This window comes from Polycladomyces subterraneus (assembly GCF_030433435.1).
GTDB lineage: Bacteria > Bacillota > Bacilli > Thermoactinomycetales > JIR-001 > Polycladomyces > Polycladomyces subterraneus.
Genome location: NZ_JANRHH010000033.1, coordinates 14,282 through 30,939, shown reverse-complemented (window position 1 = coordinate 30,939; position 16,658 = coordinate 14,282). Strand labels below are relative to the sequence as shown.

At 53.7% G+C, this 16,658-nt stretch carries 15 protein-coding genes; 1 reads left to right on the top strand and 14 read right to left on the bottom strand.

Annotated elements, in window-relative coordinates; translation table 11 throughout:
• Positions 1 to 30: 30 nt before the first annotated feature.
• A complete protein-coding gene (locus NWF35_RS08055) occupies positions 31 to 420 on the bottom strand; it encodes a MerR family transcriptional regulator (protein ID WP_301238541.1) in 390 nt (129 codons plus the stop codon).
• 290 nt (positions 421 to 710) lie between these two features.
• Here NWF35_RS08055 and gltP point away from each other — a divergent pair, with 290 nt between their 5' ends.
• A complete protein-coding gene (gene gltP, locus NWF35_RS08050) occupies positions 711 to 1,982 on the top strand; it encodes a glutamate/aspartate:proton symporter GltP (RefSeq protein ID WP_301238540.1) in 1,272 nt (423 codons plus the stop codon).
• A 143-nt stretch (positions 1,983 to 2,125) separates the two neighbouring features.
• Here gltP and NWF35_RS08045 read toward each other — a convergent pair whose 3' ends face one another.
• The 13 genes from NWF35_RS08045 to NWF35_RS07985 form a co-directional block, all read right to left on the bottom strand.
• Entirely contained in the window at positions 2,126 to 3,103 is a 978-nt protein-coding gene (locus tag NWF35_RS08045; RefSeq protein WP_301238539.1) for a LacI family DNA-binding transcriptional regulator, read from the bottom strand.
• A gap of 37 nt (positions 3,104 to 3,140) precedes the next feature.
• Positions 3,141 to 3,641, bottom strand: coding sequence for a DUF456 domain-containing protein (locus tag NWF35_RS08040; RefSeq protein ID WP_301238538.1), 501 nt, complete (start codon positions 3,639 to 3,641; stop codon positions 3,141 to 3,143).
• A 1-nt stretch (position 3,642) separates the two neighbouring features.
• On the bottom strand, positions 3,643 to 4,908 hold the full coding sequence (locus tag NWF35_RS08035; RefSeq protein ID WP_435873861.1) for a methionine gamma-lyase family protein: 1,266 nt from the start codon (positions 4,906 to 4,908) through the stop codon (positions 3,643 to 3,645).
• 15 nt (positions 4,909 to 4,923) lie between these two features.
• Positions 4,924 to 6,159, bottom strand: a complete 1,236-nt coding sequence (hflX, locus tag NWF35_RS08030; protein WP_301238537.1) for a GTPase HflX — start codon at positions 6,157 to 6,159, stop codon at positions 4,924 to 4,926.
• A gap of 79 nt (positions 6,160 to 6,238) precedes the next feature.
• Positions 6,239 to 7,213 carry a stage V sporulation protein K gene (gene spoVK / locus NWF35_RS08025; RefSeq protein ID WP_301238536.1) on the bottom strand — a complete coding sequence of 325 codons (975 nt, stop codon included), beginning with the start codon at positions 7,211 to 7,213 and terminating at the stop codon, positions 6,239 to 6,241.
• 123 nt (positions 7,214 to 7,336) lie between these two features.
• Positions 7,337 to 7,588: an RNA chaperone Hfq gene (hfq, locus tag NWF35_RS08020; RefSeq protein WP_212772381.1), complete on the bottom strand. Its 252-nt coding sequence runs from the start codon at positions 7,586 to 7,588 to the stop codon at positions 7,337 to 7,339.
• A 39-nt stretch (positions 7,589 to 7,627) separates the two neighbouring features.
• On the bottom strand, positions 7,628 to 8,563 hold the full coding sequence (gene miaA / locus NWF35_RS08015) for a tRNA (adenosine(37)-N6)-dimethylallyltransferase MiaA (RefSeq protein ID WP_301238535.1): 936 nt from the start codon (positions 8,561 to 8,563) through the stop codon (positions 7,628 to 7,630).
• On the bottom strand, positions 8,560 to 9,339 hold the full coding sequence (locus NWF35_RS08010; RefSeq protein ID WP_301238534.1) for a class I SAM-dependent methyltransferase: 780 nt from the start codon (positions 9,337 to 9,339) through the stop codon (positions 8,560 to 8,562). The genes miaA and NWF35_RS08010 overlap by 4 nt, the downstream gene beginning before the upstream one ends.
• A gap of 1 nt (position 9,340) precedes the next feature.
• On the bottom strand, positions 9,341 to 11,218 hold the full coding sequence (gene mutL / locus NWF35_RS08005; protein WP_301238533.1) for a DNA mismatch repair endonuclease MutL: 1,878 nt from the start codon (positions 11,216 to 11,218) through the stop codon (positions 9,341 to 9,343).
• A gap of 12 nt (positions 11,219 to 11,230) precedes the next feature.
• Positions 11,231 to 13,855, bottom strand: a complete 2,625-nt coding sequence (mutS, locus tag NWF35_RS08000) for a DNA mismatch repair protein MutS (protein WP_301238532.1) — start codon at positions 13,853 to 13,855, stop codon at positions 11,231 to 11,233.
• Between the two features lie 145 nt (positions 13,856 to 14,000).
• Positions 14,001 to 15,404, bottom strand: coding sequence for a putative amidoligase domain-containing protein (locus NWF35_RS07995; protein ID WP_301238531.1), 1,404 nt, complete (start codon positions 15,402 to 15,404; stop codon positions 14,001 to 14,003).
• A gap of 143 nt (positions 15,405 to 15,547) precedes the next feature.
• Positions 15,548 to 16,123: an outer spore coat protein CotE gene (cotE, locus tag NWF35_RS07990; protein ID WP_301238530.1), complete on the bottom strand. Its 576-nt coding sequence runs from the start codon at positions 16,121 to 16,123 to the stop codon at positions 15,548 to 15,550.
• A 102-nt stretch (positions 16,124 to 16,225) separates the two neighbouring features.
• Positions 16,226 to 16,657 carry a YlbF/YmcA family competence regulator gene (locus NWF35_RS07985; RefSeq protein ID WP_301238529.1) on the bottom strand — a complete coding sequence of 144 codons (432 nt, stop codon included), beginning with the start codon at positions 16,655 to 16,657 and terminating at the stop codon, positions 16,226 to 16,228.
• Between the last annotated feature and the right edge of the window lies 1 nt (position 16,658).

Genomic DNA, 16,658 nt, shown 5'->3' with positions numbered 1-16,658 from the left:
ATTTATGGTAAGCCAAATGGCTCGATCGCATCAGTGGAAAAACCGGGAAAGTTCTCCTTGGATCAAATGCGCTTGACCCGGACGCAACTCAGACAGTTGCCGTTTCAGCAATTTACGCAATTCGGCATCGGTGATGTCGTGATGACGTTTCTCTTTGGACAGCTGTGTCGATCCCGTCTCCTGTTTCAACAATACCTCCTTGACGCCGGCCACGTTAACACCTTTTTCCATCAAGCTTTTGATCTGCAACAGGCGATCAACGTCGTTGAAGGAAAATAGGCGTTGATTTCCTTTTGTCCGAGCAGGTCGGATCAAACCTTGTTGCTCGTAGTAGCGCACCTGCCGCGGAGTGAGTTCCGTCAATTTCGTCACGATGCCCATGGGAAACAGAGGCATGTTCCTACGGATCTCATCTCGCATGTGGGCGCCTCCTCTCTTGCCTGACTTTACTGCTATTGTATTAGCGTCAATTTCGTTTGTCAATGGGTGTTAGAAAAAATGACATAAAATCAACTGATCCCTTTTTGTCCGGAGCGTTCTCCTGCCTTGTGATCCCACATTATCACATGCCGGTCCCTGAATGGAAGTGGGATGGAGAACCCCTCGCTTGATCAAAAGCCAAAATTCATTTAACATGTTATATTGTGTGCAATATTTTTTTGCCCACGGTAAAAAGAGAGGATCATGTCGACAAACGGGAGGGAGAGAATGTGGCAAAACGGAAACTGGGGCTCGCGTGGCAAATCTTGATCGGATTAATCTTGGGTATTACGGTAGGCGCTGTTTTTTATGGAAACCCTGCCGTCGAACAATATCTGAAGCCGATCGGTGACATCTTCATTCGGTTGATCAAAATGATCGTGATCCCGATCGTCATCTCCAGCCTGGTCGTTGGCGTCGCCGGTGTCGGAGACATGAAAAAATTAGGAAAATTAGGCGGAAAAACACTTTTGTATTTCGAAATCATCACCACAGTCGCGCTGATTATTGGGCTGTTTGCTGCAAATGTATTCCAACCCGGTGCAGGCGTGGATATGAAATCGCTGCATAAGGAAGACATCCAAAAATATGTAACCACCACCAAGGAAGTGGAAGATCACGGGTTTGTCGATACCTTCGTTAACATCGTGCCGGAAAACCTGTTTACCTCCCTGGCGGAAGGCCACATGCTGTCCATCATTTTCTTTTCCGTTTTGTTCGGATTGGGTGTGGCAGCCATCGGAGACAAAGGAAAACCGGTATTGAGGTTCTTCCAGGGAACTGCTGAAGCGATGTTCTACGTGACCAATCAGGTGATGAAATTTGCTCCGTTCGGCGTGTTTGCCTTGATCGGGGTTACCGTTTCCAAATTCGGCGTGGATTCGTTGGTACCGCTGAGCAAATTGGTGTTGCTCGTATACGCATCGATGATTTTCTTCGTTTTGGTCGTACTGGGCGTGACGGCCAAAATCGCCGGCACAAGCATTTTCCGGATCATCCGCATTCTGAAGGATGAGCTGATCTTGGCCTATTCCACCGCCAGCTCGGAAACGGTACTGCCGAAGCTGATGGAGAAAATGGAGAAATTTGGTTGTCCGAAGGCCATCACATCCTTCGTCATCCCGACCGGATATTCATTCAACTTGGACGGCTCCACGTTGTATCAGGCGATTGCCGCCATCTTCATCGCCCAGATGTACGGCATTCACCTGTCGTTGAGTGAACAAATCACCTTGCTCCTAACCTTGATGGTCACCTCCAAAGGGATCGCAGGCGTACCGGGCGTCTCCTTCGTCGTCCTCTTGGCTACGTTGGGTGCGATGGGATTGCCGGTAGAAGGGCTGGCCTTCATCGCTGGTGTCGACCGACTGATGGATATGGCCCGGACGGCAGTCAACGTCTGCGGCAATTCCCTGGCGGCCGTTGTGATGTCCAAATGGGAGAAACAGTACGATGAAAAACAAGCGGAAGCATATTGGGAGGAAGTAAAACAAGCGGCGTGAACGACTGGCGAGCTCAATTGACGAGCATCTCGTTTCACTTTGAGCCTGTCTATACAATGTTCTTCCCAATTGGAGCATTCAGAGAAAAAAGCCGTTACCAGCCGGACGTAATCCGACTCGGTAACGGCTTTTTTGATGGCGCTTCATACCGTTCCTCGCTCGATCAACCGGTAGGGAAGTTCGACGCGCTCGGGTTCCGATGGTTCTTTCTCGATTCTGGACAGTAACAGGCGAAAAGCGTGTTCCCCCATCCGGCGTCCGGGGTGTTCGATCGTGGTCAAATCCAATACTTGTGCGATCGGATGGTTATCAAATCCCATCACCGCCAAATCTCCCGGTATCCTCCATCCCCGACGGCGGGCCTCCATGATGATCCCCGCGGCCACCTGATCGCATGAAACCAACAATGCCGAAGGGCGTTCCTCCATTTCGGACAAATCATGGACAACCCGTACCCCGTCTTCGATGGTCAAACACTGCTCAAACATCCACTCCCGGCGGGGAACCTCCCCAATTTGTTCCAACGCATCGCGAAAGGCCCGTTTTCGGTTTCGGCTGTTGAAGCTATGTCCGCGCCCGATACAATAACCGATGCGACGGTTCCCTTTCTCGATCAGATACTGCATTCCCGTCATAAAACCGCCGTAATGATCGATGTATACTGATGAGATGGCTCTATCGCCCGTATCTTCACAAGCTACGATCGGCCCGTGAACCGCGTACGGTTCGATGCGCTCCCAATCCGCAGCTTTGGAACAAATAATGACACCGTCCATCTGCTTCATTTTGAGCGATTCCAGCAGCCCGATTTCGTCATCGGGATCATAGTTGGTTTGACACACGATCAAGCGGTGATTCGCCTTCAACGCTTCACTTGCAATCCCTTCCAAAATCGCCCCGAAGTAGGGATGGTTGACAAACGGGAGAATGACACCGACTGTTTGAGTCTTCCCCGTTTTGAGATGGATGGCGTGAATGTTTTGTTTATAGTTCAACTCCCGGACAGCTTTCATCACGGCATTTCGCTTTTCCTTACTCACATATGGCCGGTTGTTCAATACGCGCGATACCGTCGCCACAGACACGCCGGCCATATCAGCGATCTGTTTGATGTTGGCCATGTCTCCACACTCCCCGGAAGTACTGTCTTTCGCCTCCTCACAACACCAAGATCAGGAACCAGACGATCATCGCTACCATGATCAAACCTTTAAAGAAGATGCCGCTGATCATCCCCACCCATGTGCCGAATCCGGCACGCAACGCTTGGGCAAACGGTTTGCGTTGGAGCAGTTCGACCAGCACCACCGCCAAAAATGGGCCGATGATCAGCCCGATCAGTCCCAGTGGCCCGAGCAGAATAGGAAACACCACAGCTCCGATGATTGCCGCCCAGGTCGCCCATTTGGACGCTCCGTATTTACGAGCGGCAATCCCTCCCGCGATATAATCGATCAACATGCTGAAAGCGGTGAGGACGATGACACCAGTCCAAAACGGCCAACCCAGTACATGGGGATCAATTAGAAAATGATACAGGACAAACCCGGCCACCACCGCCAAGGTCTCCGGCAACACCGAAATGAACAGTCCGACGAAGCCGACCAGAAAACAAGCAACGATCAACACCCAAACCAACACGTGTCCCACTGTTTCCATGTTATCCTCCATTCCTGATATCCAAAATGCGATCCAACGCCGTCAAAATCCCGATTTTTACATGGGCATAGGTCAGGCCACCCTGCATGAACCCTACATAAGGCGGCCGGAGCGGCCCGTCGGCGGACAACTCGATACTCGCCCCCTGAACAAACGTGCCCGAAGCCATAATCACCGGATCATCGTAACCAGGCATCGGTGCCGGTTCGGGGCGCAAATGCGCGTCAATCGGAGACGCTGCTTGGATACCCCGGCAAAACGCAATTAACGCCTCTGGATGGCCGAACCGGATCTGCTGAATGATGTCCGTCCGCGGTGAATCCCATGCGGGGTCCGTCGAAAAGCCCGCCTCGTCCAGTACGGCCGCCGCGAATACCGCTCCTTTCAATGCTTCACCCACCACATGTGGAGCCAAAAACAACCCCTGGAAATAATCGCGCAAATACCCATGTGTGGCACCGCCTTCCGCACGAATACCCGGTGCCACTAGTCGGGCGGCGGCACGTTCCACCCACACTTTTTTCCCGGCAATGTAACCGCCTGATTTGGCCAGACCGCCACCCGGGTTTTTGATGAGCGATCCGGCGATCAAGTCTGCCCCGACATGCGTCGGCTCCATCGTTTCCACAAACTCGCCGTAACAGTTGTCCACAAAAATCACAGCATCAGGTGATAGGGACCGGACCAACTGAACCATCTCGGCAATTTGCCCCACTGTAAATGAGGGGCGATCCGTATATCCGCGAGATCGTTGGATACCGATCATGCGTGTCTGATCGTTAATCGCCCGCCGCACACCCTCCGTATCCACTTCGCCGCTCGGTAACAATGGTACAAAGCGGTAACGGATGTCGTAGTCGGCCAACGAACCGGAACCGTCCCGTTCTTTGCCGATCACCTGATGCAGTGTATCGTACGGTTCGCCAGTGATGTACAACAATTCGTCACCCGGCCGGAGCACACCAAATAAGCATGCGGCAATCGCATGCGTGCCCGAAACGATATGCGGGCGGACGAGTGCCGCCTCCGCCCCAAACACGTTGGCAAATATCGATTCCAGTGCGTTACGTCCCAAATCATCGTAACCGTATCCGGTGGAATCGTGCAAATGATGTTCGGCGATGCCTTCCTCACGGAAAGCGTTCAATACGCGCCATTGGTTTTCTTCCACCATGCGATCGATTTCCGAGAGACGCCGCGCAATTTTCTCCTCTGCGCGACGCGCCCAGTTTTGAATGATCTCTGCATGCTTCAAATACTTGACCACTCTACCACACCACTTCTACATTGACAGAATTTGAATGTGTGACCGTAAATCAGAGGGAAGACGATCAAAGCGCCGCTTGGGCATGCGAAAGGTAATTTTGAGGCACGAACCGTCCATTTCCGTTTCCTGTACCTGCGCCCGTCTGTGGAGCAAAGCCAGCCAATCGCCTTTCTCTGCAGGGATTTCCGCCCGCCCGATGACGGCCGCATCATGCAGCCTTGCATCGATGGCGTGCACCAAGCGTTCCAAGTCCTTGTCGGAAAATGCGCTGATGGTGATCGCATCCCGACCGGGTGCCAACAATGGCACTTGTGTCACCTGGTCGGCTTTGTTGAACACCAGCAACACCGGTAAGTGGGACGCTCCCAACTCCTCCAAAACCGCTTCAACCACCCCGATTTGTTCCTGTGCTTCCGGGTGACTCATATCTACTACATGCAACAGCAAATCTGCCTCCTTCACCTGCTTCAATGTGGAACGAAAAGCCGCGACCAATTGGTGCGGCAGGTGCCGGATAAAACCGACTGTGTCCGTCAGCAGCACCATCTCCCCTGAAGGCAAGGGCAACACCCGGGAAGTCGGGTCCAACGTGGCAAACAGACGGTCTTCGGCCAACACGTCTGAATCCGTCAGTCGGTTGAGCAACGTGGATTTTCCTGCATTGGTATACCCGACAATCGCCACCTGCAGAATTTCGTTTTTTCGGCGTCGGGTCTGGTGCAGCGCCCGGTGTTTTTTCACCTGTTCCAATTCTCGCCGGATGTCCCGGATGCGTCGCCGGATGTGACGCCGGTCTGTTTCCAGTTGGGTCTCCCCCGGGCCCCGCGTGCCGATCCCGCCTCCCAAACGGGACAGCTCCTTACCACGCCCTGAAAGGCGCGGCAACAAGTATTGCAGTTGTGCCAGTTCCACCTGCAGACGCCCTTCTTTCGTCTGAGCCCGCATCGCGAATATATCGAGAATCAACTGGGTGCGGTCAATCACCTTGCAGGGGATTAATCGCTCCAGATTGTGCAATTGTGCCGGTGTCAACTCTCGGTCAAATACGACCAGATCAATCGCTTGCTCGTCCGCTTCCCGCGCAATCTCTTCCGCTTTTCCGCGTCCGATGAACCAGGCCGGATCAATCTTGTCCCGAAATTGGACAAAAGTGGCCACTACCTCGGCACGGGCCGTATCGGCCAAAAGGGACAACTCCTCCAGAGAGGAGCGCATCTCCCATTCGTCCCGTTTGGATCCGCAACCGACCAATATAGCTTTTTCCCTGGATACGACCGTTCCGATCGTCGTTCATCCCCTCTCTCCAACTTGCAGCAATTTGGCAACCATGTTAAGTATACCACGAAATAGCGGGGGAAGACGTTTGCTCAAACTGGAGATCCTCCGCACGGATGGACATCAGATCATCCCGGGTGGGATAACGTGTGTTCAACAGGCGAACCGCCTGCAATCGGACCGCTTGTTCCACCAGATTGCGAACGTAGCGGGCATTACCGAACGGGTGCGCCGAACGGTTGATCTCCTTAAGCAAATGGCGGCGCAACTTTTCTTTGGCAGAATTGGACATCCGGTATTGTCGCTGTTGAACCATTCGTTCCGCGATGTCGATCAGCTCATCGATGGTGAAATCGGGGAAATCCAGATGAATCGGGAAACGGGATGGCAATCCGGGATTGGAATGAAGGAATTGGTCCATCTCCATCGAATAACCGGCTAATATGAGAACAAATTCGTTTTTGTAATCCTCCATCGCTTTCACCAACGTATCGATCGCCTCTTTGCCGAAATCTTTTTCCCCGCCGCGCGCCAGGGAATATGCCTCGTCGATGAACAAAATCCCTCCTAGCGCCTGTTTGACGTGCTCCCGCGTTTTTTGTGCCGTGTGACCGATATACTCCCCCACCAAATCCGCCCGTTCCACTTCAATCAAATGCCCTTTAGACAATACACCCATTTCTTTGAACAGTTGACTCATGATGCGGGCTACGGTGGTCTTTCCGGTTCCCGGATTGCCGGTGAAGATCATGTGTAACACTTGCTGTTCCGCCGACAATCCCGCCGCCATCCGCCGGCGTCCCACTTCCAGCCAAGCGTAGATCTCATGGATGAATGCTTTGACCCGCTTGAGCCCTACCAGTCGATCCAAATCATCGAGGCACCGACGCAGGGGAAGATGTTCCGGTTGATCGACCGCATCCGCAATCACATCGGTAACGGTTGCCGCTGACGACCCTTTCCGCTCCGAGTCATAGTCCAGTACCACCTGAATCCGGTTGGTTTCTCTTGTGATGACCCTCCTGCTCATGTTTGTCACCTCTTATGGTCGATTCGGCTCCATATATATACGCAGGAGCCCAGTATTTGGTGAAGGACAAAAAAGAAACAACCAAGCGGAATGTCCGCTCGGTTGTTTCGGTCGGAGGCGGAATTATGCTTCTTTACCGGCCTCTTCGGCTTGCTGTTGTTGCAAGGAGACCGGACGTGCCGGCGTAAAGGTGGAAATCGCGTGTTTATACACCATTTGTTGTTTTCCATCGCTGTCAATCACGATGGTGAAATTATCGAAGCCCCGTACGACTCCGCGAAGTTGAAAACCGTTTATGAGATAGATGGTAACAGGGACCGCTTCTTTGCGGATTTGGTTGAGAAACGTATCTTGAATGTTGATGGATTGTTTCAAAGTCCGTACCTCCTATGTACGTTTTGGCATTAGTTTACTCTATTCGCTGTAACCAGGGAACTTTCCTGCTACAACCTGATGAATTTCTTCCGTGAAACCCGGGCGGGTCACGTCGAACCAACGAATTTCCTTCAAACGCCGGAACCAGGAGAGTTGCCGTTTGGCAAACTTACGCGTCCCTCGCTTAATTGCCTCAACCGCCTCCTCCAGTGTCCATCGCCCGTCGAGATACTGCTGAATCTCCTTGTATCCCAACGCTTGCATGGAGGTCAGGTCGCCCCGGTAACCGAGCGCCCGCAACCGTTTCACCTCTTCCACCAATCCGTCGGCCATCATCTGATCCACGCGCCGGTTGATGCGCTCATACAACTGCTCCCGCGGCATCGTCAGGCCAATCCACAATGTATTGTACAGGGAACCTTCCTGCTTTTGCAAATGGGAAAAAGGAACCCCTTTGGCATGAAATACCTCCAACGCACGAATGATGCGGCGTCTGTCATTAGGATGCAGGCGGCTCGCTGTTTCCGGATCCACCTTCGCCAATCGCCGGTGCAGGGCTTCGTTGCCCTGTTCGTCCGCCAATCGATGCATCTCCTCCCGAAAGGCCGGGTCTTCCTTTACGCCAGGCAGCTGATACCCGTGGGTGACGGATTGTACATACAATCCCGTCCCCCCGACCAACATCGGCAGGTTTCCGCGGGACTGGATCTCACGGATCTTCTCTTTCACCATCCGCTGAAATTCATCCACGGAAAACGGGTAGTCCGGATCAACGATGTCGATCATGTGATGAGGAACACGCGCCCGTTCAGCCGGCGTCGCCTTGGCGGTACCGATGTCCATGTACCGGTACACCTGCATCGAATCGCCGGAGATAATCTCGCCGCGAAACGATTCGGCTAGCTGCAGGCTGAGCGCTGTTTTGCCCACCGCCGTCGGCCCCACAATGACGAGCAGATCCTCTTTCTCTTTCATTCCCTCCCTCCTTCGACCCGGATCACGCCCAGTGCGAATCGGGCGGATTGTTTCACGATTTCAAAGCCCAATCGTTCAAACTCGCCGCTTTGCGGCCGCTCTTTCAGCACGACCCTCTTGCGGGCTACCCGAACCGCATGACGAACCGTCTCCGGGTCCAGCGGGTCCATATTGGCCAACAGACGAAGCGGCTGAACCCCGCTGGATGCGCGTACCGTTTCACGAAACATCGGATCAAACAGAATGATATCGTAGGAGCGATCCTCACATTGCGGCAAAAACTCCCGATAATCGGTACAAACCACTTCAATGGAACGCATCGCCTTTTTCAATACCTCGTTTTTCGCCGGATATGTCTTCAGCCCGTGGGCCACCAGTTCGGCAATGACCGGCTGGCTTTCCAAGCCAGTCACGGTTTGCCCGGTAACAAAGGCGGAGACGACGGCGTCCGCCCCCATCCCCAAGGTGCAATCCAAGACCGTGTCTCCAGGTTGCATCCCACTGACAGTCACCAACGGGTCGGGGTTTCCCTGTCGCAGTTGCTTGATCCGCGGGACAGACATGTTGGGGTGAAAAAAGAACTGTCGCCCTTCTCGATCTTCCCAGTGCCATCCCTCCCGCGTCACCACCACTGCCGAGTCAGCGCCATTTCGCTCCAGCAACTCCTCCAGAGAAAACCGCTCTCGTTCGACATAGGGCACACCCAGCCGACGGGCCAGGTGACGCGCCTCCTCCCTTTGTCCGGCATGCGGATGAAAAGACGTGGTCACCAGCATCTCACATCACCCGCTTAAACATCTTTTCGATTTCATAGGTGGAAAAATGCACGAGAATCGGTCGGCCATGCGGACAGGTGAACGGATTGTCACATGCTCCCAATTCCTCAAGCAAGCGTTCCATCTCTTCCCGCCGCAAGTATCGGTTGGCCTTGATCGCCGCTTTACACGCCATCAGCTTGGCACTGGCGTCCCGGAGGCGAACCGTATCCACCCGACCGTGCTCCTTGATCCAATCCAAGATCTCGCGGATGATCGCCTCCTCCTGTCCGTCAGGAAACCAACGTGGATGGGAGCGCACGAGAAACGTGGTTCCCCCAAAGGGTTCCACTTCCAATCCGATCGAGCGTAAATCATCCAGCTTGCTTCGGATCGTTTCCGCCTCAGACAGCGAACATTCCACCGTCATCGGCACCAACAGCGGCTGTTGTTCGGGATCGGTCTCTTTTATGCGGCGGAGAAATCGCTCGTAGTAAATCCGTTCATGCGCCGCATGTTGATCGATTAGATAGAAACCGTCTTCCGCCTGTGCCACGATGTAGGTGCCGTGCACTTGCGTCAATGGTTCCATCATCGGAAAACGGGATTTCGCCTCCGTCTCCTGCACAGAGACCGTTGACGACTCCTCTGGTTTTTCCAGTGATGGGATCGGCATCTGTTCCGGAGCGTTCGCTGGCTTGAGCAAATCAGCGCGGAAAACGGGTTCCGTCATTTCCTGCCGGCCGGAAGACGGTTCATATACCCGGTCTTCCCTCGCTGGACGCACCAAAGACGGATACCCATCCGATTCCGGCCGTCTTGCTGGCCGGTCGAAGGACAACCGTTCCTGTACTACTTGTGTTTTTTTCACCATCGGCCCATTCGGTTTCTTCTCCACTTTGGGGACAAGTACTTGACGGTGCAACGCCTGGTGAATGGACTGCACGATCAGGTCGTACAGCGTTTTTTCCTTGCTGATGCGCACCTCCAGCTTGGCAGGGTGTACATTGACATCCACCAGTTTGGGATCCGTCTCGACACACAATACACCGATCGGATAACGCCCCACCGGCAACAAAGTGTCATACGCCTGCAATACCGCCTGTACCAAAGGAACACTACGGATATAGCGTCCGTTAAGAATGATGGACAAATACGAGCGGTTGGACCGGGTCACCTCAGGACGAGCCACCAAGCCCGTCAAGCGGAAATCCGGATCTTCTGCTTCGACCGGCATCATATGGGACGCCACTTGCTTGCCATACAAGGCATGGATGACGTGAATCAATTTCCCGTCCCCTGGTGTCCGAAACAACTCACGTCGGTTGTGGCGAAGCGAAAACGCGCGATTGGGGTGAGCCAACGCCAACCGGCCGATCACATCAGCCACGTGACTAACCTCAGTGTTGACGGTTTTTAAGTATTTCAAACGAGCAGGGGTATTGTAAAACAGGTCTTCCACCCACACATCTGTTCCCCGGGAACGGGACGTTTCCTCGATCGATACCGTTTCGCCCCCTTCCAGCTTGAGCCGGATGGCGGGTTGGTCCGATCCGTCCTGGGTGGTTAGTGTCAGACGGGATACGGAAGCAATACTGGGCAATGCCTCTCCGCGAAAACCCAACGTGCGAATGGCGAACAGATCCCGCTCTCGGCGAATTTTGCTGGTGGCATGCCGGGCGAAAGCCAGTTGCGCATCCTCCCGGTCCATTCCACAACCGTTGTCAGAAACGCGGATCGAGCGAATTCCGCCTTCCTCCAACTGAACCGCAATCCGGTCCGCATCCGCATCGATGGCGTTTTCCACTAGCTCTTTCACCACGGATGCCGGTCGCTCCACCACTTCTCCCGCTGCGATCTGGTTGGCCAAATGATCGTCCAAAATACGGATCTTCCCCATCTTCGGCCCTCCCTATACCCGACTGGATTTCAGCCGTTGTTGCAGACGGTGAATCAACTGCATCGCATCCAAGGGAGTGGAGCCCATAAGATCCCACTCAGCAAGCTCCTTCAGCACTTCCCGCTCCGTTTCACCCAAATCCCGTTCGGAGTTCGTTTCCGTTCGCGCCTCCGGTTCGGGAACCGCAGGGAACAACTCCAACTGCTGAACCGCGGCGGCCGTTTCCGCCTGCCCCTCCAGCTCGTTCAAGATCACTTTGGCCCGTTGGATCACTTCCTGCGGCAATCCGGCCAGCTCAGCCACCTGAATTCCGTAACTGCGGTCAGCACGCCCCGGTTCGATCCGGTGGAGAAAGACCACTTTTCCATCCTTTTCCACACATCGGGCGTGCACATTCACCACTCGGGGAAGCGTTTCCTCCAACCGGGTTAGCTCATGATAGTGCGTGGAGAACAGGGTTTTTGCCTCCACATGATCGTGAATATATTCCACGATCGCATGTGCGAGGGACATGCCGTCGTATGTAGAGGTACCGCGCCCCACTTCATCCAGCAGGATCAAACTTTGTTTCGTCGCTTGGGTCAGCGCCTGACACGTCTCCGCCATCTCCACCATAAACGTGCTTCGGCCCCCGACCAAATCGTCCGCCGCACCAATGCGTGTGAAGATCCGGTCCACGATGGGGATTTCCGCCCGCTTCGCGGGAACGAAGCTGCCGATTTGCGCCATCACCGTGATCAAGGCCACCTGGCGCATATAAGTGCTTTTTCCGGCCATGTTGGGACCGGTGATCAGCAAGATCTGCCGGTCTTCCGGGTCCATCTCCGTATCGTTAGCCACGAACGGCTCCTCCCGGTTGGCCGCCTCCACCACCGGGTGCCGCCCCGCTTCGATCCGCAAGCGGCCGTCCGTGCGGATGACCGGACGGACATACCGATAGCGGTCAGCCACGGCGGCAAGTGACTGCAACGCATCCAACCGCGCCACTTGTTCAGCGAGCGTTTGCAGCCGCGGAATCTGCCGGGCCACCTGTTCGCGGACCTCGGTAAACAACTGATACTCCAGTTCGACCGATTTTTCTTCCGCTTCCAGGATTAACTGTTCCTTTTCCTTCAGCTCCGGCGTGATAAACCGCTCCGCATTGGCCAAAGTTTGCTTCCGTTCATATCGCCCTTCCGGTAAATGGCGGAGATTGGCCTTGGTCACCTCGATATAGTAACCGAAGACCTTGTTGTAACCCACTTTTAGCGACTTGATGCCTGTCGCTTCCCGCTCGCGACGCTCCAACTGAGTGATCCAGTTTTTCCCTTCCCGTTGCGCCCTGCGCAGCCGATCCAAATAGGGATGGTAACCTTCCCGGATCAAACCACCCTCTTTGACCGAAACTGGTGGATCATCCTCAATCGCCTTGGCGATCAGCTCCGCCACGTCGGCGCACACATCCATGTGTTCGCCCATCATCCGAAGTGGCGGGCAATCCATCCCTGCCAACACTTGCTGCAATGCGGGAAGCGCCTCCAGCGAACGGCGAAGTGCTTGTAAATCCCGGGCATTGGCAGAACCGTACGCGATCCGAGCGGCCAATCGCTCCAGATCATACACTTCCTTTAACCGTTCCCTCACCTCCTCCAACAACAGCAGATCGTCCAGAAACGCTTGTACCGCATCCTGCCGTTCTTCGATCGCCTCTTTATTCACCAGTGGCTTGTCCAGCCATTGGCGCAACATTCGGCTCCCCATCGCGGTAGCCGTCTGGTCCAACAACCAGAGCAACGATCCTTGACGCCGACCATCTTTCAACGTGGCCGTTAGTTCCAGATTGCGCCGGGCCGCTTCGTCCAGAATCATAAACTGACGGGCATCATACCGTCGAACCCGATTGAGATGCCGCAGGGATCGTTTCTGCGTATCCTGCAGATAGCGAAGCAACATGCCGCCCGCCCGGACCAGGAGCGCTGTCGTGAACACCTCTTTTGCCGAAGGAAACTGTTGGGCCAATGCCGCCTCCAGTTCACCAGTGGTCCCCAGTTTCTCCTCGGTCATCGGGGTGAACAGACATCCCAGCCGCATGCTAAGCCGCTTTTGAAAATGACGGTCCCCCGCCAATACGGAGTCGAGTAGCACTTCCCGGGGGCGGTACGCGCTGGTTTCGTCCATCAGCCGATCCAATTCCCCTTCCAGCTGGGTCACATACCATTCGCCGGTAGAAAGATCCCCGGCCGCCAACGCATGAGCACGGCCGTCGGTAGCGAGCGCCACCAAAAAGTTGTTTTCTTTGTCTGCCAGCATTTTTTCCTCAATGACCGTGCCCGGCGTGATCACGCGAACCACTTCGCGCTTGACCACGCCTTTGGCCGATTTTGGGTCCTCTACCTGCTCACAGATCGCGACTTTGTATCCTTTTTCGATCAACCGCTCGATATACGCATCAGCGGAATGATACGGCACACCGCACATCGGCACCCGTTCTTTCCCGCCGTCGCGTGAGGTCAACGTAATTTCCAGCTCTTCGGCTGCTTTTTTCGCATCCTCAAAAAACATCTCGTAAAAATCGCCCAAACGGAAAAATAAAAAGGCATCCGGATACTCTGCCTTAATCGATAAGTACTGTTCCATCATCGGCGTATATTTGGCCAAAACAGGACACCCTCCGAACCGTAAGAGTCATTTTTCGTACGGTCTATTGTAACACTCCACCAACGGACCGAACAACCGCGCCTGTTACGACCTGATGAAAACAAAGTTTGTTGATTAACCCAATCGAATAACCGAAACACCCTCGTCACCTGGAGGTCTTCGGGGTGTGCTGGTAGGGAGGGACTTTCCACACCTGGCGAATGTCTCTTTGTTCATCCCAGGTTTTGCCGGACAACAGATATTTGTAAAATGGATCCAGAAACTCCGCATAACCAGCGTATTCACTTAATCCGCGTAAATCCTCCCATAATGTTTCCACCAGCGGTTGGATGTCGGTTTTGTTACCGTAATAATACGCACGTTGCACGGACAATCTTTTGAGCGGTTCCAACTGCAGATAGGGATAGCGGGAAGCAATCAGTTGCGCGGCCGCAATCACTCCTTTGGTCACGGTGGGAGAAATCAGCCAGCTGGGCAAAGTCCGGTATTCAAAACCACCGTGGAACTGATGACGGAAATCCCCCAGATAACCATATTTCGGCCGTCGTTTGGCACCATTGGGGTCCTCCGCCAACACCAACGGCAATGCCAAGTAGTTGTCCAATGCTCTGAGCAATTTGAAATTGAGCAAAATGCCGCTGAAATGGATATGACCACCCAACGGATAACCGGCACGCGGCAATCCACCGGCCAACCAGACGACATTGGCCGTTTTCACTTTTTTGGCGGCTGTAATCAACCCCTGGTAAATCCGCACCACCAGTTTGCGCGGCTCGGGTGTGGGTTGCGGACGAATCTCCACCAACGGTTTGTTGGCGCGATTCTGCCCGTGCCAGATCTCATCGCATCCCACCCTGCCAAAACGGGGGAAATATTGAGACGCCAACGCCAGTTGCCCATTGGCATGTTGCATGATAAACTCGGGGTCTGCCCCCAACGTGATGGATTCGGGCTTGACCGCGGTTTCTCCTAATTGTTGGGTGTATTGGTAAATCGCGTGAATCAACACATTCTCCATTTCGGTATTTAATCTCGGATTGGGGATCACGTCCACCACAACGAATTTTCTCCCTGGCAGTGTCCCCACTTTGACGATACCGTAATCCAATCCCAGCGCATACAACGAACGCACGGCCAGTTTCTGAACTCGATTGACTTCCCGATTTTTTTCTCCCAGGGGCACGCGTTCGTATGCCACACGTTGGGGCTTATTATCCTGCGCCAACCAAACCGAGCTGCCTTTGGATCGATACATCAACGGTGTTTCCGTTTGGAAGACAACCACAATGTATTTCCTGAGTAGCCTCATATGGGCAGTGGCGAAGGAGATACCGTGCAACTTCAAAACCCCTGCTTTGATTTCCCTTTTGCGGATGCGTTCCACTACGGCCTCGTCGTTCAGTATCAACATCGATTCGGAAAACCCAATCAGTTCATTCGAATGTTCCAATCGAATCGACGGGGAAAGAACCCGTTCTGCGGAAATCGCTTCACTCCGAATCCATTGTTTATCATCCCATAGTTTACATGGAAGAGTGAGGGAACTCATCGCCTTTCCCCTTTCGCTTTTTCCAACTTCGCATACACTGATATGGTATGAAGCACCTGGGTGACAGGTCAGTGAAAAAAAAACAAAAAAGGGGCATATGCCCCCTCAACAACTAAGAGGGGGACTTCCCCCTCCGGATCGGTTCAATCGAGATCGTCGATCACCAAATCGGGATCCAAATCTTCAAAGTCCTGCACATCCGCTTCCAGCGAGGATGGATCGTACTCTTTGTCGTCCAGGTCCTCATAATCGTGGGGATAGCAGGCGACGCAAATTTTGGTCTCCCCCGTCACTTCTACGAGAAATTCCCGCTCCACACGTACCAAGACGGAATCGCCGCTGGAAGAGATTGTTGCCTCGATGCAGTTGGGAGATTGCGTGGAAACCGCGTTCACGCTGATAGTATCTTCCCGCAGATTACGGTCGTAGAAGCTAAGCGGCACCTGATCGACATACCGTACCGTCTCCTTGGCCACATCCGTTTTGGTATTGCCTTTGGTGGCATACCAGATGTTGATGTCGTAATTTCCCATGACCTCGACAACCTCACCCACACGGTGCGCTTCATATGAATGATTGATAATCCAAGCACCCAAAATGTTGGAGATATTGTCCGGCGGGTGGATGGTGTGCGTTGCCTGGGAGAACTTACGACCCCTGCCGCAGATCGCTTTGGTGATGATTTGGCGATATTGCACGTCTCTATCTGTTTTTGCCATGTTGCTCCCTCCTCCAAACAATCGTTCAGTACCATGTGTATGCAGGGCAGAAGTCTAGGGTGCAAAAAAAAGCCCACGGAAAAATCCGTGGGAAATTGCCATTCAATTGCCTTTGCATCCGCATGGGCCTCCGCTACCACAACCACTCCGTGAAACATCTCCGCCCACTTCCACGTCGATTTTGCGGGAGACCGCATCGGCCAACACTTGCTGAATCGTTTGCAGGAGGTCATTCACTTCCACCTGGCTCTGCTGATATTCCCGGACAATCGGTAAGTTTTCCATTTCTTCCTGCAAGGCTTTCAGTTCTTGCTCAAGACGGCGGACATATTCTGTTTTTTGATAATGCTTGGCATGGACCAACTCTTTTTGTTTTCTTTTGATCTCCGCAATTAATCCATTGACACGGGCACTGTTCTGGATTTGTTTCTCCGCTTGTCGAAACCGGCTGATTTCTTCCGTCTGCTGCAAGCGGCGACCCAGCTCGGCCGCCGTTTGCAAAATGGGATGGACGTTGTTTAAGATGCGGTCCATG

Coding starts and splice junctions, on each gene's coding strand:
- NWF35_RS08055 (WP_301238541.1), bottom strand. CDS start 420: ATGCGAGATGAGATCCGTAGGAACATGCCTCTGTTTCCCATGGGCATC.
- NWF35_RS08045 (WP_301238539.1), bottom strand. CDS start 3,103: ATGGCCAACATCAAACAGATCGCTGATATGGCCGGCGTGTCTGTGGCG.
- NWF35_RS08040 (WP_301238538.1), bottom strand. CDS start 3,641: ATGGAAACAGTGGGACACGTGTTGGTTTGGGTGTTGATCGTTGCTTGT.
- spoVK (WP_301238536.1), bottom strand. CDS start 7,213: ATGAGCAGGAGGGTCATCACAAGAGAAACCAACCGGATTCAGGTGGTA.
- miaA (WP_301238535.1), bottom strand. CDS start 8,563: ATGAAAGAGAAAGAGGATCTGCTCGTCATTGTGGGGCCGACGGCGGTG.
- NWF35_RS08010 (WP_301238534.1), bottom strand. CDS start 9,339: ATGCTGGTGACCACGTCTTTTCATCCGCATGCCGGACAAAGGGAGGAG.
- mutL (WP_301238533.1), bottom strand. CDS start 11,218: ATGGGGAAGATCCGTATTTTGGACGATCATTTGGCCAACCAGATCGCA.
- NWF35_RS07995 (WP_301238531.1), bottom strand. CDS start 15,404: ATGAGTTCCCTCACTCTTCCATGTAAACTATGGGATGATAAACAATGG.
- cotE (WP_301238530.1), bottom strand. CDS start 16,123: ATGGCAAAAACAGATAGAGACGTGCAATATCGCCAAATCATCACCAAA.
- NWF35_RS07985 (WP_301238529.1), bottom strand. CDS start 16,657: ATGGACCGCATCTTAAACAACGTCCATCCCATTTTGCAAACGGCGGCC.